General features: G+C 62.8%; 18 protein-coding genes, 5 tRNA genes and 2 pseudogenes. 20 read left to right on the plus strand and 5 right to left on the minus strand.

Going from position 1 to position 19,236, the window contains the following annotated elements; genetic code table 11:
• Positions 1–91: 91 nt before the first annotated feature.
• The gene (gene msrB / locus IEC33019_RS02870; RefSeq protein ID WP_070092608.1) at positions 92–487 is read left to right on the plus strand and encodes a peptide-methionine (R)-S-oxide reductase MsrB; all 396 of its coding nucleotides are present in this window, start codon (positions 92–94) and stop codon (positions 485–487) included.
• 13 nt (positions 488–500) lie between these two features.
• Positions 501–989 carry a glutathione peroxidase gene (locus IEC33019_RS02875; RefSeq protein WP_070092607.1) on the plus strand — a complete coding sequence of 163 codons (489 nt, stop codon included), beginning with the start codon at positions 501–503 and terminating at the stop codon, positions 987–989.
• Here the strand turns inward: IEC33019_RS02875 and IEC33019_RS02880 are convergent.
• Positions 979–3,335 (minus strand): annotated as a pseudogene (locus tag IEC33019_RS02880) (response regulator). The gene IEC33019_RS02875 and the pseudogene IEC33019_RS02880 sit on opposite strands and share 11 nt — an antisense overlap.
• Positions 3,336–3,473: 138 nt before the next feature.
• Here IEC33019_RS02880 and IEC33019_RS02885 point away from each other — a divergent pair.
• Positions 3,474–3,593 (plus strand): annotated as a pseudogene (locus tag IEC33019_RS02885) (AAA family ATPase); the annotation flags it as partial.
• A complete protein-coding gene (locus IEC33019_RS02890) occupies positions 3,590–4,072 on the plus strand; it encodes a GAF domain-containing protein (RefSeq protein ID WP_070092604.1) in 483 nt (160 codons plus the stop codon). The pseudogene IEC33019_RS02885 and the gene IEC33019_RS02890, both read left to right, overlap by 4 nt.
• A gap of 194 nt (positions 4,073–4,266) precedes the next feature.
• On the opposite strand, the gene IEC33019_RS02895 is transcribed toward IEC33019_RS02890, so the two are convergent.
• Positions 4,267–5,034, minus strand: a complete 768-nt coding sequence (locus IEC33019_RS02895; RefSeq protein ID WP_070092603.1) for a hypothetical protein — start codon at positions 5,032–5,034, stop codon at positions 4,267–4,269.
• 312 nt (positions 5,035–5,346) lie between these two features.
• Here IEC33019_RS02895 and IEC33019_RS02900 point away from each other — a divergent pair.
• The 5 genes from IEC33019_RS02900 (at position 5,347) to IEC33019_RS02920 (ending at position 5,904) form a co-directional block, all read left to right on the plus strand.
• Positions 5,347–5,422, plus strand: a tRNA-Glu gene (locus IEC33019_RS02900).
• A 2-nt stretch (positions 5,423–5,424) separates the two neighbouring features.
• Positions 5,425–5,500 (plus strand) — tRNA-Gly (locus IEC33019_RS02905).
• An 89-nt stretch (positions 5,501–5,589) separates the two neighbouring features.
• Positions 5,590–5,665, plus strand: a tRNA-Glu gene (locus IEC33019_RS02910).
• A 3-nt stretch (positions 5,666–5,668) separates the two neighbouring features.
• Positions 5,669–5,744: transfer RNA gene (locus IEC33019_RS02915), tRNA-Gly, on the plus strand.
• Between the two features lie 84 nt (positions 5,745–5,828).
• Positions 5,829–5,904 (plus strand) — tRNA-Gly (locus IEC33019_RS02920).
• Between the two features lie 116 nt (positions 5,905–6,020).
• Here the strand turns inward: IEC33019_RS02920 and IEC33019_RS02925 are convergent.
• Both IEC33019_RS02925 and IEC33019_RS02930 read right to left on the minus strand, forming a co-directional pair.
• Positions 6,021–6,431, minus strand: coding sequence for a PA2817 family protein (locus IEC33019_RS02925; RefSeq protein ID WP_070092602.1), 411 nt, complete (start codon positions 6,429–6,431; stop codon positions 6,021–6,023).
• 99 nt (positions 6,432–6,530) lie between these two features.
• The gene (locus IEC33019_RS02930; RefSeq protein ID WP_099593024.1) at positions 6,531–8,978 is read right to left on the minus strand and encodes an acyl-CoA dehydrogenase; all 2,448 of its coding nucleotides are present in this window, start codon (positions 8,976–8,978) and stop codon (positions 6,531–6,533) included.
• A gap of 185 nt (positions 8,979–9,163) precedes the next feature.
• On the opposite strand from IEC33019_RS02930, the gene IEC33019_RS02935 reads away from it, so the two are divergent.
• From IEC33019_RS02935 to IEC33019_RS02945, 3 genes are all read left to right on the plus strand, one after another.
• Positions 9,164–9,787, plus strand: coding sequence for a glutathione S-transferase (locus tag IEC33019_RS02935; RefSeq protein WP_070092600.1), 624 nt, complete (start codon positions 9,164–9,166; stop codon positions 9,785–9,787).
• A 141-nt stretch (positions 9,788–9,928) separates the two neighbouring features.
• Complete coding sequence (locus IEC33019_RS02940; RefSeq protein WP_070092599.1) at positions 9,929–10,861, plus strand: ABC transporter ATP-binding protein; 933 nt, start codon at positions 9,929–9,931, stop codon at positions 10,859–10,861.
• Positions 10,858–11,637, plus strand: a complete 780-nt coding sequence (locus tag IEC33019_RS02945; RefSeq protein WP_070092598.1) for an ABC transporter permease — start codon at positions 10,858–10,860, stop codon at positions 11,635–11,637. The genes IEC33019_RS02940 and IEC33019_RS02945 overlap by 4 nt, the downstream gene beginning before the upstream one ends.
• Here the strand turns inward: IEC33019_RS02945 and IEC33019_RS02950 are convergent.
• Entirely contained in the window at positions 11,521–12,162 is a 642-nt protein-coding gene (locus tag IEC33019_RS02950; protein ID WP_139139875.1) for a DUF2062 domain-containing protein, read from the minus strand. The two genes, IEC33019_RS02945 and IEC33019_RS02950, sit on opposite strands and share 117 nt — an antisense overlap.
• 143 nt (positions 12,163–12,305) lie before the next feature.
• Here IEC33019_RS02950 and IEC33019_RS02955 point away from each other — a divergent pair, with 143 nt between their 5' ends.
• The 8 genes from IEC33019_RS02955 to murB all read left to right on the plus strand — a co-directional run bounded on the left by IEC33019_RS02955 (position 12,306) and on the right by murB (position 19,178).
• Complete coding sequence (locus IEC33019_RS02955; RefSeq protein WP_070092597.1) at positions 12,306–14,525, plus strand: DNA internalization-related competence protein ComEC/Rec2; 2,220 nt, start codon at positions 12,306–12,308, stop codon at positions 14,523–14,525.
• Between the two features lie 110 nt (positions 14,526–14,635).
• Positions 14,636–15,271 (plus strand): MotA/TolQ/ExbB proton channel family protein, encoded by a 636-nt coding sequence (locus IEC33019_RS02960; RefSeq protein WP_070092596.1) that lies wholly within the window; start codon positions 14,636–14,638, stop codon positions 15,269–15,271.
• Positions 15,268–15,702 (plus strand): ExbD/TolR family protein, encoded by a 435-nt coding sequence (locus IEC33019_RS02965; protein ID WP_070092595.1) that lies wholly within the window; start codon positions 15,268–15,270, stop codon positions 15,700–15,702. Before IEC33019_RS02960 ends, IEC33019_RS02965 begins: the two co-directional genes overlap by 4 nt.
• Entirely contained in the window at positions 15,702–16,712 is a 1,011-nt protein-coding gene (gene lpxK, locus IEC33019_RS02970; RefSeq protein WP_070092594.1) for a tetraacyldisaccharide 4'-kinase, read from the plus strand. Before IEC33019_RS02965 ends, lpxK begins: the two co-directional genes overlap by 1 nt.
• A gap of 42 nt (positions 16,713–16,754) precedes the next feature.
• Complete coding sequence (locus tag IEC33019_RS02975; RefSeq protein WP_003247142.1) at positions 16,755–16,940, plus strand: Trm112 family protein; 186 nt, start codon at positions 16,755–16,757, stop codon at positions 16,938–16,940.
• Positions 16,937–17,701, plus strand: a complete 765-nt coding sequence (gene kdsB / locus IEC33019_RS02980; RefSeq protein WP_070092593.1) for a 3-deoxy-manno-octulosonate cytidylyltransferase — start codon at positions 16,937–16,939, stop codon at positions 17,699–17,701. Before IEC33019_RS02975 ends, kdsB begins: the two co-directional genes overlap by 4 nt.
• On the plus strand, positions 17,701–18,165 hold the full coding sequence (locus tag IEC33019_RS02985) for a low molecular weight protein-tyrosine-phosphatase (protein ID WP_070092592.1): 465 nt from the start codon (positions 17,701–17,703) through the stop codon (positions 18,163–18,165). Before kdsB ends, IEC33019_RS02985 begins: the two co-directional genes overlap by 1 nt.
• Complete coding sequence (murB, locus tag IEC33019_RS02990; protein ID WP_070092591.1) at positions 18,162–19,178, plus strand: UDP-N-acetylmuramate dehydrogenase; 1,017 nt, start codon at positions 18,162–18,164, stop codon at positions 19,176–19,178. Before IEC33019_RS02985 ends, murB begins: the two co-directional genes overlap by 4 nt.
• The last annotated feature ends 58 nt before the right edge of the window (positions 19,179–19,236 follow it).

A 19,236-nucleotide genomic window follows, 5' to 3' on the forward strand; every position in this document is an offset into this window, starting at 1 on the left:
TGGCTGGCAAAAGAAGCCAACTAATATACGTGTCACCCCCGCCATAAAGAAAGACGGCGCGAGGTGAAATTCAGCCTGCCGAGGTCCCCCCATGCAAAAGATCGACAAAACCCTGGATGAGTGGCGCCAGATGCTGGATCCGGCCCAGTATCAGGTGTGCCGTTTGAAGGGCACCGAGCGACCCTTCAGCGGCAAGTACAACAGCGAGCGCCGCGATGGCATCTACCACTGCATCTGCTGTGACCTGCCATTGTTCGACTCGCGTGCCAAGTTCGATTCCGGCTGCGGTTGGCCCAGTTTCTACGAGCCGATCGAACAGCGCGCCATGATCGAGATACGCGACACCTCCCACGGCATGATCCGCACCGAAGTCACCTGTGCGCGCTGCGATGCGCACCTGGGGCATGTGTTCCCCGATGGCCCGCCACCGACCGGCCTGCGCTACTGCATCAACTCGGTCTGTCTGGACCTCAAGCCGCGTGACTGACCGGAGACCTGCGATGGCCGATACGCTGAAGAACATCCGCTGCGTCACCTTGAATGGCGAGCAGAAGGTGCTGGGCGATTTCCCGGGCAAGGCGCTGCTGGTGGTCAACACCGCCAGCCAGTGCGGTTTCACGCCCCAGTACAAGGGCCTGGAGCAGTTGTGGAAGCAATACCGCGAGCGCGGGCTGATGATTCTGGGGTTCCCCTGCAACCAATTCGGCAAGCAGGAGCCCGGAGACGCGCTGGATATCGCGCAGTTCTGCGAGCGCAATTTCGGCGTGAGCTTTCCGTTGTTTCGCAAGATCGAGGTCAACGGCCCGGATGCTCATCCGTTGTTCGTCGAACTGAAAAAGCGCGCCCCGGGCATCCTGGGTACGCAGCGGATCAAGTGGAATTTCACCAAATTCCTCGTGGACCCGGCCAGCGGCAAGGTCACACGCTACGCTCCCAACACCAAGCCCGAGGCGCTCAAGGCATCGATCGAGGCCTTGCTCAGTCGCTGAGCGGCACCCAGTGGTCGATCAACGCCAGCAGTTCCTCGCGGCGAAACGGCTTGGCCAGGTAATCGTTCATGCCGGCGGCGCGGCAACGCTCGCGCTCCTCGGGCATTGCGTTGGCGGTCAGGGCAACGATCGGCAGCTCTGACCAGCGTCCGTCCTGGCGGATGCGCCGGCTGGCCTCGTAGCCGTCCATCACTGGCATGTTGCAGTCCATCAGCACCATGTCCACCGCCTCCTGTTCCAGTCGCTCCAGGGCCTCGACGCCCTGGGTGGCGAGCAGAACCTGGCAACCGAGCTTGACCAGCATGCCTTTGGCCACCAGTTGGTTGACCGGGTTGTCCTCCACCAACAGGACGCGTGCCCGTCGTTGCTGGGACTGAACCTGCTGGTGGGGCAGGGGAGCGTCGACTTCGGTACCCTCAAGTGCGCGGCGCAGTGTCTGGTACAGGGTGTTGCGTGCCAGGGGGCGCGCCAGTTGTAGCAGCGGTGCCAGTTGAGTGGCGTGTTCCTGGGTGAGGAAGTTGCCGTACGCGGTCACCAGCAGGATCGGTGCCTTCAGGGTGGGGCGCAGGGCGTCCAGGTGTTCCACATCGTCGGTGATCACGAGGTCGGGGGCAGCACCGGCGGCCTGCACAGCATCATCGAAGCCGTGGTACGACAGCCCCCAGCCGGGCAGCAGCTTGTGCAGCAGTTCGGTCAGGCCGCTGGCGGCGTTGCTCAGCACGGCGATGCGCCCGTGCAAGGGGGCAGGCGGGATGGCCTCGGTATGTGGAAGCAGCGGCAGTTCAGCCGTGAAGCGGCTGCCAAAGCCCGTCTCGGAGTCGATGTGCAGGTGGCCTTGCATGGCCTTGCACAGGTTGTGGGTCAGCGCCAGGCCTAGCCCTGTGCCGCCGTACTGGCGGGTGATGCCGGCGCCGGCCTGGGTGAAGGGCTGGAAAATGCGCGCTTGGGCCTGTTCGGGGATGCCGATGCCGGTGTCACACACCTCCAGGCGCACGCCTCCGACAATCGGCGCCAGGCGTACATCGACCCGGCCGAAACGGGTGAACTTGAGGGCGTTGGACAACAGATTGCTGACGATCTGCCGCACCCGGGTCGGATCGCCTAACACCGTGCTGGGAAAATGGGGGCTGATCAGACAGGTCAGTTCGACATTGGCCGCCGCGTTCTGTGACAGCAGATTGGCAGTGTCTTCGACCATCGCGCCCATGTCGAAAGGGATGCGTTCGAGTTCCAACTGCCCAGCATCGAACTTGGACAGGTCGAGGATATCGTTGAGCAGCTCCACCAACACCTTGCCCGAGTCGTGGGCGATGGACAGCTGTTGGCGTTGTTCTGCGGCCAGGGGGCTGTCCAGGGCCAGGGAAATCATGCCGAGCATGCCATTGAGCGGCGTGCGGATCTCATGGCTCATGTTGGCCAGGAACGCAGCTCTGGCCTGGGCCATGTCCAGCGCCTGCTGACGCGCGTGTTCCAGCTCCTGGTTGGACTGGCTCAGGCGGTTGTTGCTGGCCTTGAGCTCGTCGGTGCGGGCCGAAACGATGTCCTCCAGCTCGTTGAGGTACTCGGTCAGGCGGTTTTCGGCATTGCGACGCTGCTGGATTTCGGTGGACATGCTGACGAACTGCTGATTGGCGACCTTGACCAGGACGCCGATCTCATCCTGCTCATGGCCATGGGGGCACGTCAGGCGCCCTTGGTGAGGGTGGCGCGGGTCGCTGCCGCTGAGGGCGGCGATCACTGTCACCAGAGGCTTGGTCAGCATCATGTAGAACAGCGCCAGAAGAATGCCAGCCAGTACCAGGCTGCGGGCGAAACCATTGACCAGGGTGACGCCCGCGCGGTCCAGGAAGCGGCCGCCAAAGGCATAGGTGTCGACGTCCAGGTACAGGGTGCCGAGGTATTCGTGAGGGAGGTTGGACAGGAACAGGCGTTCTTGGAACTGGCGTTGTTCGCCGAACAGGAAATCGCTCAGCGGTCGGTAACGGTCTTCCAGGCGGGGGCGGCTGGCATCGGCCAATACCGTGTCGTTGTTGTCGACCAGGCGGGCGCGGATCACCGCAGGCGATTGCAGCAGCCCGCCGATCAACTCTTCGGCAAGCTCAGCGTCGATGTTATAGGTGATGCGCGACAGCGGATCGTGGCTGATTTGCAGCAGCGCCTGCACTTCGCGGTTGATGGACGCGTCTTCGCTGGCATAATCGATGCCGATCTGCACGAGGCTGAGCAGCGCCCCCAGGATGAAGCCGACCAGGACTGTCAACCGGGCTTGCTTGTATGACAGGCGATTGGTGAACTTGATATCCATGGAGTCCGAGCCGGTTTACGTCCCTTGCGCTGCGCAAGCATAGCCGATACAGCCCGGCAACTCGCGGCGCTGCGTTTGGTTTCAGGTTCATCACCCCTTCATCGGACGCTGTTGGACAGCGCCATATCGCCAATGACGGGAGCGTTCAACTGCACCTGAATCGTGGGCTGGCGTCGTGCGAAGCCCTGGACAAATTCGTCGTGCGCCGGTCGTCCGGCCGCGGCGACCGTAATGGCCGTTGTGCCTATCAGTACGCCCGCTATTGGGTCGGGCGGCAATTGTTGGAGCAGAAACAATGATCGACCTCAACGCCAGCGGCTCCGGCCTCGATGGCTATGACCTGCTGGCCGCGCAAGTGCAGGCGCTGTTCGCCGATGAGCGCGACTTCATCGCCAATGCCGCGCAGTTTTCTGCGTTTCTCTACCACCAGGTGGAGGACCTGAACTGGGCTGGTTTCTATCTCAACCGCGACGAGCAATTGGTGCTTGGCCCGTTCCAGGGGCAGGTGGCCTGCGTGCGTATTCCGTTCGGCAAGGGTGTGTGCGGCGCGGCCGCGGCATCGCGTCAGACCCAGCGGGTCGAAGATGTGCATGCCTTCCCGGGGCATATCGCCTGTGACAGCGCTTCCAACAGCGAACTGGTGATTCCGCTGGTGAAGGCGGGCAGGTTGATTGGCGTGCTGGACCTGGACAGCCCGAAGCTGGCGCGGTTCAGCGAGGCGGACCAGACCGGGCTGGAGCGCCTGGCGGCGATCTTCCTTGAGTTGACGGACTGCTGAAAACGACAAGGGGCCTGTGAAGGCCCCTTGTCTTTGGTGCTTTTTGTGGGGGCAACTGTCTGGCCCCATGGAGACTTCTTCGCGGGTAAACCCCACAGGGTTGGTGGTGATCTTTGCAAGCGCGTGAACATCGAACGCGTTACTTGCTTGGCGCGACGAGCAGGGTTGACGAAGCGGTCGGAGTGATCACGCACTCAATCGTAAAGGGCTTTCTTTTTCCAGTTTTCGCTTTCGTCGGTCTTCAAGCCTTGGGTCAGCGCATTTTCGTCGTTTTCGGCAGGCTCCATCTGATCCTTCACCAGGGCGTCGGCGCGGGCCAGAAGTTTTTCCAGGTAGATGCGTTGTTCATCGTACTGCTTGGGGTCCTGCTGTTTGCGCAGGTATTGCACGCCCCGGTCGAAAGCCAGCCGCGCCTGGCCAGGCTGGTTCTGCTGCAGGGCTTGCTGGCCTAGGTTGTTGAAGAACTCGATGTGCAGCAGGACCAGTAGGTGGCGAATCTCTTTGACCCAATACTTGCCTTCGTTCGTCTGCAGGAAACCTTCCTGGGTGGCGCGCACGATCTGGTTGTGCAGCGACTCCAGGAGAAAACGGACTTCCTTGGCCTTGGCCTCGGTCTGGATCGGGCTGGGCGGGTTGTTGATCGCAATGCCGTCGCCTTGGGCAACCAAGCTTTCCAGCTCGCTGATGCGCTCTTTGATTTCGGTGTTGTGCTTGTCCAGCGCCAATTGACGCTGATAGAGGTTGAGCTCCAGGCGGGTCAGCAGTGTCTTGAGGGCCGGCGTCATCAGCTGCCGGGGGAAGGTTTCGCTGATTTCGCCACAGCGGCGCAGGCGTTCGGCCAGTTCTATCTTCAGGCGAGCGCGCTCAAGCTTGGCGTTTTCCACGACATTGTTGAGATAGCCGATCACGATCAGTAGCGCGATACCTGCCACGATGAGCAAGGTGATCAGGAGTGGTGTCACCGTTAACGCCTCGTCAAATAGATGTTTTCCGACTTGAGTGTAGGAGAGTTCGCCTGTGGCCGGGTAGACCCATCCGACGGGATTGCGAATTGTTCTGCTAGCACTTTGCCACGAGCTTGCCGACCTGCTGTCAAAAAATCAACGCCAGTCGTTGGGCGCATGATGCCCGTTGCCTTCCTGTCGCTGGAAGTCATTGATTTAAATAAATTTCCATAAAGGGGTTGACGACCCTTCAAGGCATCCATAGAATGCGCGCCACTTGCAGCGTAAAGCTCACAGCAAAGCGCAGCAGGGAGTGAAAAGTTGTAGTGTGTCCCCTTCGTCTAGTGGCCTAGGACACCGCCCTTTCACGGCGGTAACAGGGGTTCGAGTCCCCTAGGGGACGCCAATGCGGGAATAGCTCAGTTGGTAGAGCACGACCTTGCCAAGGTCGGGGTCGCGAGTTCGAGTCTCGTTTCCCGCTCCAGTTTTCTTGAGTTTTGCCTTTGGCAGAGCTCTAAAAATCCAGTCGCTGTCGAAAGGCAATGTGCTGGTACGCTGAAAAGCGTCGGGTATGTCCCCTTCGTCTAGTGGCCTAGGACACCGCCCTTTCACGGCGGTAACAGGGGTTCGAGTCCCCTAGGGGACGCCATTTGCGGGAATAGCTCAGTTGGTAGAGCACGACCTTGCCAAGGTCGGGGTCGCGAGTTCGAGTCTCGTTTCCCGCTCCAATCTTCAAACTGTGTCGTTAGCGATGCAGCGGTGGTGAAGGCCAAAACGGCGCTTCATGCCAAACAGCGGTTTGCTACAAAATTGCGGGAATAGCTCAGTTGGTAGAGCACGACCTTGCCAAGGTCGGGGTCGCGAGTTCGAGTCTCGTTTCCCGCTCCAAATCGAAAACGCCCTCTCAGACGAGAGGGCGTTTTTTTTGCCCATTTTTCTGGATTAGCCCCTGCGTTCCCGTTTGAGGGGGCAGGGCAAGCGTGTGCTTGCCCTAATGGATGTCGTCAGTGCTTCGGCGTTTGTTCCGGCAGACTCAGCAGTTGTTTTTGCTGGTTCCAGTCGAAAGCCTCGCCGTTTTGTTCAGCTTCGTAGCGCAGGTCTTCGAGTTGCTGGTACATGTCCAGCTCTTCATCGGGCATGAAGTGCAGGCAATCGCCGCCGAAGAACCACAGAAGATCTCGTGGTACCAGGTGAGCGATCTGTGGGTAGCGCTGAATGACCTGGCAAATCAGATCCTGGCCCAGGTACTGGCTTTCCAGTGGGTCCTGCGGCAGCAGGGTGAGCAGTTCATCGAAGCGTTCGAGGAACAGGGCGTGGCTCTCTTCCGGCACCTGCTCGGCTTCACCCAGGGCGACCAGAATGGTGCGCAGGTGCTGAAGCAGTTGCAGGTGATATTCCAGATGCGGGTTGGCCATGGAAAGGGTCCTCGGTATGGCTGAAACGGGGGCGGAGTATACGCCGGTTGCGCGGGCCGTGCTGAGCAAGTCGGTCAACATGGCCCGTGCGTCATGAGGTCAGCGTACCGTGCCTTGCATAGGGCGTAGCGCCTCCTTGTCGAATGCATCCACATCGATCACTCGTCGCCGCGCAGCCTCTGCCTCGCGCAGGCGCTGCCCCTCGGATGCCTGCAATACGCCAGCTTCCACGGCCGCGTCTATCGCTGACTGGCCGGGAGCGGGGTGGACCTTGCTGTGCTTGATCGCCTCGTGCAGCGCTTTGTGAAGCGGCGCGCACTCCTCCAGCAGGTCGCTGGCCCGTTGCAAGGCTGCCACGGGGTCGGCGTCGGCCTGTGGGCGGAAGCACCCGTTCAGCAACTCTTCGAGCGCCGGGTCGCCCTTGCGTCGACCGATCAGCTCTGCCACTTCCGCGTCCAGTTCGTCGCTTGGCCCGGTGTGGCGACGGCCTAGAGGGAAGACCAGTACGCGCAAGGCGCAGCCAACGAAGCGGTTGGGGAAATTGTCGAGCAGCCGATCCAGCGCGGCCTCTGCCTGGCCCAAGCTTTCCTCCAGGGCCCAGCGAAGCAGGGGCTGCAGGTGCTCAGGCGAACCCAGGTCGTGGTAGCGCTTTAGCGACGCGGAAGCCAGATACAGGTAGCTCAGTACATCGCCCAGCCGGGCACTGAGGCGTTCGCGGCGCTTGAGCGCACCGCCAAGCATCATCATCGACAGGTCTGCCAGCAGAGCGAAAGCCGCAGCCTGGCGGTTCAGGGCGCGGAAATAGCCTTGGCTGAGGGCATCGCCCGGCACCTGTTCGAAGCGCCCCAGGCCCAACCCCAGCACCAGGCTGCTGGCGGCGTTGCCAGCGGCGAACAGGGTGTGCTTGAGCAGCAGCTCATCGAACTCATACAAGGCCTGGGTAGCATCTTCGCGCCCAGCCACGGCCATTTCATCGAGCACGAACGGATGGCAGCGGATCGCACCCTGACCGAAGATCATCAGGTTGCGCGAAAGAATGTTGGCCCCTTCGACGGTAATGGAGATCGGCGCGCCCATCCAGTTGCGCGCCAGGTAGTTGTTCGGGCCCAGGATGATGCCTTTGCCGCCGTGCACATCCATGGCGTGCTGGATGCATTCGCGGCCACGCTCGGTGAGGTGGTACTTGAGAATGGCCGACAGCACCGAGGGCTTTTCGCCCAGATCGACGGCCTTGGCGGTGAGTATCCGGGCGCTGTCGGCCAGCCAGGCATTGCCGCCAATGCGGGCCAGGGAGGCTTGGATGCCTTCGAAGGCCGCGAGCGGTACATTGAATTGCTCCCGAATGCGCGCGTACTGGCCGGTCACCAGGCTGCTGTACTTGGCCGCGCCCGTGCCCCCCGCGGGCAGGGAAATGGAGCGCCCCACGGACAGGCAGTTCATCAGCATCATCCAGCCTTTGCCGAGCATGTCCTTGCCGCCGATGAGGTAATCGAGCGGTATGAAGACATCCTTGCCGCTGTTGGGGCCGTTCATGAAGGCCGCGCCCAGCGGGTAGTGGCGCCTGCCGATTTCAACACCCGGTGTGTCGGTGGGCACCAGTGCCAGGCTGATGCCCAGATCCTCCGTGTCGCCCAGCAGGTGATCCGGGTCATAGGCCTTGAACGCCAGGCCCAGTAGCGTCGCGATCGGGCCGAGTGTGATGTAGCGTTTTTCCCAGTTCAGGCGCAGGCCGATCACCTCTTCACCTTGCCATTGGCCTTTGCAGATCACGCCGGTGTCGGGCATGGCGCTGGCGTCAGAGCCGGCCAGCGGACCGGTGAGGGCGAAGCAGGGGATTTCTTCGCCACGGGCCAGGCGTGGCAGGTAATGATCGCGCTGTTCTTCGGTGCCGTAGTGCAACAGCAGCTCGGCCGGGCCCAGAGAGTTGGGCACCATCACCGTCGAGGCCAGGTCAGCGCTGCGGGTAGCCAGTTTCATCACGATCTGGGAGTGGGCATAGGCTGAGAAACCCTTGCCGCCGTAGGCCTTGGGGATGATCAGGGCGAAGAAACCGTGGGCCTTGATATGTGCCCATGCCTGCGGTGGCAGATCCAGATCCTGGCTGACCTGCCAGTCGCTGACCAGGGCGCAGAGGGCCTCGGTGGGGCCATCGATGAAGGCCTGCTCTTCGTCGGTCAGCTTGGCCGCCGGGTAGTCGAGCAAGACATTCCAGTCGGGGCGGCCGCTGAAGAGTTGGCCATCCCACCAGACCGTGCCGGCGTCGATGGCTTCGCGTTCGGTCCGCGACATGGGCGGCAATGTGCGCCGGAACCACTGGAACACCGGGGCGGTGAACAGCTTGCGCCGCCATTGCGGCAACACCAGGAATGCGGTCTTGAAGGCCAGCACCAGCCAGATCAATGCCAACAGCCAGCCCGGGGCATGCCCCCAGATGCCCATCAGCAACACGTACACCGCGACGGCCCCCAGGATCTTCAGAGGGGCCAGGCGCCGATGCGTGAGGTAAGCCGCACCGAGCACCAACACCACTAACCACAGCAGCAACATAGTCCTTCCTCCATGGAACATTGGGTTCGAGCTATCCCACAGAGCTTAGACCTGCCTGGCGGGACGGCTCGGCCTGAACAGTGACAGGGTATGGCAGCAAGCGTTCAGCCCAGTCGGGTGTTTCACCAAACCAGCGGGTGGATTGGAGTAGACTATCGCCCCTCTGCATACCAAAGGATGCTGTCATGCTGAAGATCTGGGGCCGGAAGAATTCAAGCAATGTGCGCAAGGCGTTGTGGATTGCCCATGAACTGGGCCTGGACTTCGAAGCGATAGACGCTGGCGGCGCCTTCGGGGTGGTGGACGAGCCGTATTATCGGGCGCGCAATCCCAATGGCCTGGTGCCTATGCTCGAAGATGGCGAGCTGGTGCTTTGGGAATCCAATACCATCGTGCGCTACCTGTGCGCCCAGTATGGTCGCGAGCAGGGCTGGTATCTGGACGACCCGCGCCAGCGCGCCCTGGCGGACAAATGGATGGATTGGACCACCTCGTCTTTCGCCACGCCCTTCCGGCCGTTGTTCTGGGGCCTGCTGCGCACGCCAGAGCACCAGCGCGACTGGGTGGCGATCAATGCCGCCCACAAGCAATGCGCGCAGTTGTTGTCGATCGCCGACCAGGCCCTGGCGCACCAGCCTTACCTGTCCGGCCAGCAGATCGGCATGGGCGATATTCCCTTGGGCAGTTTCATCTACGCCTGGTTCGAGATGCCGATCGAACGACCCGATATGCACCACTTGCGGGCCTGGTACGAGCGTCTGCGCCAGCGCCCGGCGTACCAGGCTGCGGTGATGACGGCATTGACCTGAACACCTCGGCCAGTTCGATAGTCATTATCGATACACATGACTGTACTTGCGTGGCCAAGGCTTGCACCATTGGTCGCACTCACTGCGCCAGTGATCAGCCCTGGCGTGTCCTGAACCCTTTTTCTCGGTACCTGACCCGCTATGAGTTCCGCCCTGTCCATTCGACAGCTGACCAAGACCTACGGCAACGGCTTCCAGGCCCTCAAGGGCATCGACCTGGATGTCGCCGAGGGCGACTTCTTCGCCTTGCTCGGCCCCAACGGCGCTGGCAAGTCCACCACCATCGGGATCCTTTCGACCCTCGTCAACAAGACCAGCGGCACGGTGAATGTCTTCGGGCATGACCTGGACCGTGACCCCGCCGCGCTCAAGCGTTGCCTGGGCGTGGTGCCCCAGGAATTCAACTTCAACCAGTTCGAGAAAACCTTCGACATCGTGGTCACCCAGGCGGGGTACTACGGCATCCCGCCCAAGCTTGCCAAGGAGCGCGCCGAACAGTACCTGACCCAATTGGGCCTGTGGGACAAGCGGGACGTGCAGTCGCGCTCGCTCTCCGGCGGCATGAAGCGCCGCTTGATGATCGCCCGAGCGCTGATTCATGAACCACGCCTGTTGATTCTCGATGAGCCAACTGCGGGTGTGGATATCGAGTTGCGCCGTTCGATGTGGAGTTTTCTCACCGAGCTTAACCAGAAAGGCATCACCATCATCCTGACGACCCATTACCTGGAGGAAGCTGAGCAACTGTGCCGCAACATCGGCATCATCGATCACGGCACCATCGTCGAGAACACCAGCATGCGTAAGCTGCTGGGCAAGCTGCACGTGGAAACATTCGTCCTCGACCTCAAGCAGGACCTTGCCCAGGCGCCGGTGCTGCAGGGCTACCCGTGCCGACTGATCACGCCGCACACCCTGGAAGTGCAGGTGGACAAAGCCATGGGTATCACCGCGCTGTTCGGCCAACTGGCACTGCAGCAGATCGAAGTGCAGAGCCTGCGCAACAAGACCAACCGACTCGAGGAGCTGTTCGTGTCCCTGGTGGAAAAAAACCTGTCGAAGGTGGCGGTATGAGCCTGGACCTGCGCACCAACTGGGTCGCCCTCAACACCATCGTCTACCGTGAAGTCCGGCGCTTCTTGCGCATCTGGCCGCAAACCCTGTTGCCGCCGGCGATCACCATGGTCCTGTACTTCGTGATCTTCGGGAATCTCATCGGCCGGCAGATCGGCGACATGGGCGGCTTCACGTACATGGAGTACATCGTGCCGGGGCTGATCATGATGTCGGTGATCACCAACTCCTACGGCAACGTGGTCTCGAGTTTCTTTGGCAGCAAGTTCCAGCGCTCGATCGAAGAGCTGATGGTCTCGCCGGTATCGCCGCACACCATTCTCGTCGGCTATGTGCTCGGGGGCGTGTTGCGTGGCCTGGCCGTCGGCGTGATCGTGACCATCCTGTCGATGTTCTTCACCCACCTGCAGGTCCATCACCTGGGGGTGACCGTGGTGGTGGTGTTGCTGACCGCGACCATTTTCTCGCTGTTGGGCTTCGTCAACGCGGTGTTCGCGCGCAACTTCGACGATATCTCGATCATCCCAACGTTCGTGCTGACGCCGCTGACCTACCTCGGCGGGGTGTTCTATTCGATCAGCCTGCTGCCACCGTTCTGGCAGACCGTGTCGTTGGCGAACCCGGTACTGCACATGGTCAACTCGTTCCGCTACGGCATTCTAGGGGTGTCGGATATCCGTATTGGCACTGCGATCACCTTCATGCTGGTGGCCACTGCCGTGCTGTATCTGTTGTGCGTTCGTCTGCTGGTGAGTGGCCGCGGCATGCGCGCCTGAGGCGTGCTTGCCTGACACCTGGGCCTTGCGCCGGCGCCACTGCCGGCCAACCCACCAGCGCCAGTACAGCATGGTGGCGAAGTAAGCGAAGACGCCCAGCACCAGCCCGCACACCACCGAGCCCAGCAGGAAGGGCTGCCAGATCGTCGAAAGTTGGTCCGTGACCCACTGGACGGTGATTTCGTCCGGCAGGTTGCGCGGCGGTACCTGCATCAGCCAGGCGCCGGTCATGTAGGTGACGAAGAAGACCGGTGGCATGGTCAGTGGATTGGTCAACCAGACCAGGCTGACCGCGATTGGCAAGTTGCCCCGCAGTGGGATGGCCAGGCTGGCTGCCAGCAGCATCTGCATCGGCATGGGGATCAGTGCCGCGAACAGACCCACCCCCATGGCCCGCGCCACCGAATGGCGGTTCAGGTGCCAGAGGTTCGGATCGTGCAGCAACTTACCGAAAAAGCGTAAGGACTTGTGTTCCCGAATGCTGGTTGGATCCGGCATGTAGCGTTTGAATAGACGGCGCGGCATGTACGCTCCCGGCGGGGTGAAGAGGGCCAGTATGCCTTTTTTGCCTGACGACCTTGTTCAGAGTTTGTGACAATTATTGAGCAAGGTCGGTCGACTTTTCAGCTAAGCCTCAGAAGGCCGTTTCGCTTCTGGAGCTCTATCTCATGCGCACAGGGATGTTCGCGCTCGCGCTCGGGCTGTTGGGCCTGCGTTTTCTACCTGCTTTGCCATCGGTCGGCGCGCTGCTGACGATGCTGGTGCTTGGTATGTTCTGCCTCTTTGGCAGGGCCAGGCCTGTTGGCTGCTTTCTACTCGGATTGAGCTGGGCCTGTTGGTCGGCGCAGCAAGCGCTGGATGACCGTCTGGAGGCTGCGCTGGATGGGCGTACGCTGTGGCTGGAGGGCCGCGTGGTGGGCTTGCCGGTGCAGCGGGGTCGGTCTGTCGGCTTCGAACTCGAAGAGGCTGTTTCACGCCGTGCTGTCCTGCCGCAGCGGCTCCAGTTGAATTGGTTCGAAGGACAACAACCGAGGCCCGGCGAACATTGGCGCCTGGCTGTCACGCTCAAGCGTCCTCATGGGCTTCTCAACCCTCATGCTCCCGATCGGGAAGCGCTTTTGCTGGCGCGTCGGATCGGTGCGGTCGGCACGGTCAAGGCCGGTCAGTTGCTAGAGCCTGCCACGAGTAACTGGCGCGGCGCTCTACGCCAGCGCCTGCTGGCTGTCGATGCGCAGGGGCGTGAAGCCGCCCTGGCGGCATTGGTGCTGGGGGATGGCTCAGGGCTTGCACGCGCTGACTGGCAGGCGTTGCAGGCCACCGGCACGGTGCACCTGATGGTGATCTCCGGCCAGCACATTGGGTTGGTGGCTGGGCTGGTCTATGGCTTGGTGGCGTGGCTGGCGCGCCTGGGCCTGTGGCCCTTGCGACTGCCGTGGTTGCCCTGGGCATGCGCGCTGAGCTTGGTCTCGGCGCTGGGTTATGGCGGGCTCGCCGGGTTCGGTGTTCCTGTGCAGCGCGCCTGCCTGATGTTGGCGATGGTTTTGCTCTGGCGTCTGCGCTTTCGCCAGCTTGGGGCGCTCATGCCGTTGTTGGCGGCCCTGTGTGGCGTACTGCTGATCGAGCCGTTGGCGAGCCTGCTGCCGGGGTTCTGGCTGTCATTCGCCGCCGTGGCGGTGCTGGTTTTCTGCTTTGCCGGGCGCCTCGGCGGCTGGCGGCCTTGGCAGGCCTGGAGCCGGGCGCAATGGGGGGTTGCAGTGGGGCTGTTGCCGGCGTTGCTGGCGCTGGGCTTGCCGATCAGTCTGACGGCGCCGGTGGCCAACCTGCTGGCGGTGCCCTGGGTCAGTTTTGCCGTGTTGCCGCTGGCGCTGCTGGGCAGTGCGTTGCTGCCATTGGGTCAGCCCGGGGAGCTGTTGCTGTGGTTGGCAGGTGGATTGTTGGAGGTGTTGTTTCAGCAATTGGCGCTGTTGGCACAGTGGCGTCCGGCATGGGAGCCCCAGGCATTGACGCCGTTGGCAGGGTTGCTGGTTGGCCTGGGGGCGCTGTTGCTGTTGCTGCCCCGGGGCGTGCCGCTGCGCGGCCTGGGGGGCGTGATGCTGATGGCGTTGTGGGCGCCTCGGGAGCCGGTGCCGCAGGGGCAGGTCGATGTCCTGCAACTGGATGTGGGGCAGGGCCTGGCGGTGCTGTTGCGAACCCGCACGCATAGCCTGCTGTACGATGCCGGCCCCGCCAAGGGTGAGGTGGACCTGGGCGAACGTGTGGTGTTGCCGACTTTGCGCAAGCTGGGCGTCAAGCAGCTGGACCTGATGCTGATCAGCCATGGTCACGCCGATCATGCCGGTGGCGCCGGGGCCATTGGTCGTGGTCTGCCGCTGGGCAGGGTGCTTGCGGGTGAGCCTGGGCAGTTGCCGCAGGCATTGCAGGCGCAACCTTGCGTCAGCGGTGAACGCTGGCAGTGGGACGGGGTGGACTTCATGCTCTGGCAGTGGGCCCAGGGGCCGGCCGGCAACGAGCGGTCCTGTGTGCTGCTGGTACAGGCCCACGGCGAGCGGCTGTTGCTGGCTGGGGACATGGAGGCCGGCGCCGAGCGGGCCTGGCTGGCCGCGAGCGACGCGCCGCGCATCGACTGGTTGCAGGCGCCGCACCATGGCAGCCGCAGTTCATCCACAGAGCCGTTCATCCGCGCCATGGCGCCCCGTGGGGTGTTGATTTCGCGTGGGCGCTACAACGGCTTCGGCCATCCGCATCCCCAGGTAGTGGCGCGTTACCGACGGTACGGAGTGAGCGTTCATGACACGGCGCTGGAGGGAGCGCTGCGCTTGCGCCTGGGCAGCCATGGCGAGGTCGAGGGGGTCCGGGCGCAGCGGCGATTCTGGCGGCTGGTGCAATGATCTGCCCGATCGTTTCTCATGGCATGAGCGGGCGACTCCCTGACCTTCGGCAGATGAGCCCCCCACGGTCCTATGGTAGAGTGGCGGCCTTTTTCAAGGGGATGCTTACTGTGTGGGAATTGGTCAAGTCCGGTGGTTGGATGATGCTGCCGATCATTCTGAGCTCCATCGCCGCCATGGCTATCGTCGCCGAGCGCCTGTGGACGCTGCGCGCCAGTCGCGTGACCCCGCCACACCTGCTTGGCCAGGTGTGGATGTGGATCAAGGACAAGCAACTGACCAGTGACAAGCTCAAAGCCCTGCGCGCCGATTCACCGTTGGGCGAGATCCTCGCCGCGGGCCTGGCCAACTCCCGCCATGGTCGCGAGATCATGAAGGAGTGCATCGAGGAGGCCGCATCCCGGGTCATCCACGAGCTGGAGCGTTATGTCGGTACCTTGGGCACCATCGCTGCGATGGCCCCCTTGCTGGGCCTTCTGGGCACGGTGTTGGGCATGATCGATATCTTCAGCGCCTTCATGGGCTCGCAGATGACCGCCAACCCGGCCGTGCTCGCAGGCGGTATTTCCAAGGCTCTGGTCACCACCGCCGCCGGTCTGATGGTGGGGATCCCGGCGGTCTTCTTCCATCGCTTCCTGCAGCGACGCATCGATGAGCTGGTGGTCGGCATGGAGCAGGAGGCGATCAAGCTGGTCGAGGTGCTGCAGGGCGATCGCGAAGTGGAAGTGGCCGGAGGCAAGGCGTGAAGTTCCGGCGCAACCGCCAACGGGAAAGCGTGGACATCAACCTGGCGTCGCTGATCGATGTGGTGTTCGTCCTGTTGCTGTTCTTCGTGGTTACCACCACCTTTACTCGCGAGACCCAACTGCGTGTGGAGCTGCCCGAGGCCGTCAGTGCCAGCCAGGCGCCGGCGCAGGAGGGCAAGCTCGTGGAAATCACCATCAGTGCGGACGGCGTCTATTCGGTCAACAATCACCTACTGCCCAAGAGCGATCTGGCCACGCTCACCGAGGCGATCGAGCGCGAGTCGGGCGGGGATATCACCCTGCCGTTGGCGATCAGCGCGGACGGCAAGACGCCGCACCAGGCTGTGGTCACCGCAATGGATGCGGCCGGCAAGCTCGGCTTCAGCAAGTTGCGCATGACCACCGTCGAGGCTGCGCAGGGTACCCCCTGATGGCCTTCGGTGACCGTCTGCTCGCGGCCTGGTATGACGGGCACCCGGCGCTTGCACTGTTGCGTCCGCTCGAGTCCCTGTACCGGCGCGTGGTCACGCGCAAACGCGCGCGTTTTCTCAGTGGTGATAGCGCCAGCTACCGGGCACCGGTGCCGGTGATCGTGGTGGGTAATATCACCGTCGGCGGGACCGGCAAAACGCCGATGATCCTCTGGCTGATCGAACATTGCCGCCTTCGCGGGCTCAGCGTCGGTGTGGTTAGCCGGGGCTATGGCGCAACGCCGCCAAGCCTGCCCTGGCGTGTCCGGGCAGACCAGAGCGCGCAGCACGCCGGTGATGAGCCGCTGTTGATCGTTCAGCGCACAGGCGTGCCCCTGATGATCGACCCCGATCGCTCCCGTGCCGTGCAGGCGTTGCTGGCCAGCGAGCCGGTGGATCTGATCCTGTGCGACGATGGCATGCAGCACTACCGTCTGGCGCGTGATCTGGAACTGGTGCTGATCGATGCAGCCCGTGGCCTGGGTAATGGGCGCTGCTTGCCGGCGGGGCCGTTGCGTGAGCCGGTCGAGCGTCTGGCCGAGGCCGATGCGGTGCTGTACAACGGCGCCAAGGCGGACCAGGACGGCGACTTCGCCTTCGGCCTACGGCCCTCGGCCCTGGTCAACCTGCGCAGCGGCGAGCGCCGCCCGCTCGATCACTTTCCTGCTGGCCAGGCATTGCACGCCGTGGCTGGCATCGGCAATCCACAGCGTTTCTTCAATACATTGCAAGGGCTAAACTGGCAGCCGATACCGCATCCCTTTGCCGATCATGCGCAGTTCAGCGTCGAGAACCTAGCGTTCAGCCCGGCGCTGCCGCTGGTGATGACCGAGAAGGATGCAGTGAAGTGCCGGGCCTTCGCGGCCGACGACTGGTGGTACCTGGCGGTCGACGCCGTACCCTCCCAGGCCTTCGCTCGCTGGTTCGACGGGCAATTGCAACGCCTGTTGCCCGAACGTCTCCAGCCCTGAGCCTTTTTCTTTTTTCCGGCCTCTGGCCTCAAGGAAGTCTCCATGGACACCAAACTGCTCGATATCCTGGCCTGCCCCATCACCAAAGGCCCGCTCAAACTCAGCGCCGACAAGACCGAGCTGATCAGCAAGGGCGCGGGCCTGGCCTATCCGATTCGTGATGGCATCCCGGTGATGTTGGAAAGCGAAGCGCGCACTCTGACCGACGACGAGCGCCTGGACAAATGAGCTTGAACTTCACTGTGGTGATTCCTGCCCGCCTGCGCTCCACGCGCCTGCCGGGCAAGCCGCTGCTGCCGATTGCAGGCAAGCCAATGGTTCAGCATGTCTGGGAGCAGGCGCGCAAGAGTGGTGCCAGCCGCGTGGTCATTGCCACCGACGATGTCACTATCGTCGAGGCTTGCCAGGCCTTCGGTGCCGAGGTCCTGCTGACCCGCGCCGATCACGAGTCGGGCACTGACCGGCTCGCCGAGGTGGCCGCGCGCCTGGGCCTGCCGGCCGATGCCATCGTGGTCAATGTGCAGGGTGACGAGCCCCTGATTCCGCCGGTGATCATCGACCAGGTGGCTGCCAATCTTGCGGCTCATCCGGAAGCGGGCATCGCCACACTGGCCGAGCCGATCAACGAGCCCGAAACCGTGTTCAACCCCAACGCGGTCAAGGTGGTCAGCGACAAGCATGGCCTGGCCCTGACTTTCAGCCGGGCGCCGCTGCCTTGGGCCCGGGATGCGTTTGCCAAGAGCCGCGACAGCGTCCCCGCAGGTGTCCCGTACCGCCGTCATATCGGTATGTACGCCTACCGCGTGGGCTTTCTCCAGGACTTCGTCAGCTGGGGCCCTTGCTGGCTGGAGCAGACCGAGGCGCTGGAGCAATTGCGGGCGCTGTGGCATGGCGTGCGCATCCACGTCGCTGACGCTATCGAGGCCCCGGCGGTGGGCGTGGATACCCCTGAAGACCTGGAGCGCGTACGGCGCTTGCTGGAGGCCTGATGCGCGTTCTGTTCGTCTGCCTGGGCAATATCTGTCGTTCGCCGACTGCCGAAGGCGTATTGCGTCACCAACTGCAGGCCGCGGGGCTTGCCGAGCAGGTGCAAGTGGCCTCGGCCGGTACCGGTGACTGGCACGTGGGCAAGGCGCCCGACAGCCGTACCTGCCGCGCGGCCTTGGCGCGGGGCTATGACTTGTCCCGACAGCGCGCCCAGCAGGTCAAGGCAGAACATTTTGCCGAGTACGACCTGATCCTGGCGATGGACAAGAGTAATCTGGGTCATCTCCAAGCCATGCGTCCCCACGTTGCCGGCGGTGAACTCGACCTGTTCCTGCGCCGCTACGGTGCAGCCCTGGATGAGGTGCCGGACCCTTATTACGGTGGTGCCGAAGGTTTCGAACAGGTCCTGGACCTGATCGAGGCGGCGTGCCGGGAGCTGGTCGTGGAAATCAAGGGGCGGTTATGACGAGCTGGCAGGAATGGATCTCGCTCAAGCCCTACAACACCTTTGGCATCGACGTGAAGGCGCGCTACTTCACCCAGGTCCATGACGATGCGCAGGTTCGCCAGGCCCTGGCCGACGCGGACGAGCGACAAGTGCCGGTGCTGGTGATCGGTGGGGGAAGCAACCTGCTGTTGACCCGCGATGTCGACGCCCTGGTGCTGCACATGGCGAGCCATGGGAAGCGCGTGCTGCAAGACGATGGTGATCATGTCGTGGTCGAGGCCGAGGCCGGTGAGCCTTGGCATCCCTTCGTGCAATGGAGCCTGGCGCAGGGCTTTTGTGGCCTGGAGAACCTCAGTCTGATCCCGGGCACTGTTGGCGCCGCGCCCATGCAGAATGTCGGCGCCTATGGCGTGGAGATCAAGGACGTATTCGCAGGCCTCACCGCTCTGGACCGGGAAACCGGCGAATTGCGGGATTTTACCCTGGAGGAATGCGCCTTCGCCTACCGGGACAGCCTATTCAAGCGCAACCCTGGGCGTTGGCTGATCCTGCGGGTGCGTTTCGCCCTCAGTCGTACCCTGCATGCGCACCTGGATTACGGGCCGGTTCGCCAACGCCTGTTGGAGCAGGGCGTGCAGACGCCGACCGCCATGGCTATCAGCGAGGCCATCTGCAGTATTCGTAGAGAGAAGCTGCCTGACCCGGCCGAGTTGGGCAATGCCGGGAGCTTCTTCAAGAACCCGGTTGTACCGACCGCACTGGCCGAACAAATCCGTGAGCGTTTCCCGAGTGTCGTGGCTTATCCACAAGTCGATGGGAGCGTGAAGCTGGCCGCGGGCTGGCTGATCGAGCAGGCGGGATGGAAGGGGTACCGGGACGGGGATGCTGGTGTGCATCGCCTACAGTCGCTGGTCCTGGTGAATTATGGCCAGGCGAGCGGGGCGCAGTTGCATGACCTGGCGCGCAGGATCCAGGCAGATATCTTCGAACGCTTTGGCGTCGAGTTGGAGATGGAGCCGAACCTGTACTGATCCTTGCGGGCTGCTGCGCAGCCACGCGATGACTGTTCCAGATATGAAAAAGCCCCGC

Source organism: Pseudomonas putida, assembly GCF_002741075.1.
Classification (GTDB): domain Bacteria; phylum Pseudomonadota; class Gammaproteobacteria; order Pseudomonadales; family Pseudomonadaceae; genus Aquipseudomonas; species Aquipseudomonas putida_T.

What these genes read in the sequence shown, in the direction of transcription:
- IEC33019_RS02930 (WP_099593024.1), bottom strand. Translation starts at nt 8,978, where the DNA reads ATGTTGCTGCTGTGGTTAGTGGTGTTGGTGCTCGGTGCGGCTTACCTC.
- IEC33019_RS02955 (WP_070092597.1), top strand. Translation starts at nt 12,306, where the DNA reads ATGCGCACAGGGATGTTCGCGCTCGCGCTCGGGCTGTTGGGCCTGCGT.
- IEC33019_RS02925 (WP_070092602.1), bottom strand. Translation starts at nt 6,431, where the DNA reads ATGGCCAACCCGCATCTGGAATATCACCTGCAACTGCTTCAGCACCTG.
- IEC33019_RS02950 (WP_139139875.1), bottom strand. Translation starts at nt 12,162, where the DNA reads ATGCCGCGCCGTCTATTCAAACGCTACATGCCGGATCCAACCAGCATT.
- IEC33019_RS02890 (WP_070092604.1), top strand. Translation starts at nt 3,590, where the DNA reads ATGATCGACCTCAACGCCAGCGGCTCCGGCCTCGATGGCTATGACCTG.
- IEC33019_RS02940 (WP_070092599.1), top strand. Translation starts at nt 9,929, where the DNA reads ATGAGTTCCGCCCTGTCCATTCGACAGCTGACCAAGACCTACGGCAAC.
- IEC33019_RS02975 (WP_003247142.1), top strand. Translation starts at nt 16,755, where the DNA reads ATGGACACCAAACTGCTCGATATCCTGGCCTGCCCCATCACCAAAGGC.
- murB (WP_070092591.1), top strand. Translation starts at nt 18,162, where the DNA reads ATGACGAGCTGGCAGGAATGGATCTCGCTCAAGCCCTACAACACCTTT.
- msrB (WP_070092608.1), top strand. Translation starts at nt 92, where the DNA reads ATGCAAAAGATCGACAAAACCCTGGATGAGTGGCGCCAGATGCTGGAT.
- IEC33019_RS02875 (WP_070092607.1), top strand. Translation starts at nt 501, where the DNA reads ATGGCCGATACGCTGAAGAACATCCGCTGCGTCACCTTGAATGGCGAG.
- IEC33019_RS02945 (WP_070092598.1), top strand. Translation starts at nt 10,858, where the DNA reads ATGAGCCTGGACCTGCGCACCAACTGGGTCGCCCTCAACACCATCGTC.
- IEC33019_RS02985 (WP_070092592.1), top strand. Translation starts at nt 17,701, where the DNA reads ATGCGCGTTCTGTTCGTCTGCCTGGGCAATATCTGTCGTTCGCCGACT.
- kdsB (WP_070092593.1), top strand. Translation starts at nt 16,937, where the DNA reads ATGAGCTTGAACTTCACTGTGGTGATTCCTGCCCGCCTGCGCTCCACG.
- lpxK (WP_070092594.1), top strand. Translation starts at nt 15,702, where the DNA reads ATGGCCTTCGGTGACCGTCTGCTCGCGGCCTGGTATGACGGGCACCCG.
- IEC33019_RS02935 (WP_070092600.1), top strand. Translation starts at nt 9,164, where the DNA reads ATGCTGAAGATCTGGGGCCGGAAGAATTCAAGCAATGTGCGCAAGGCG.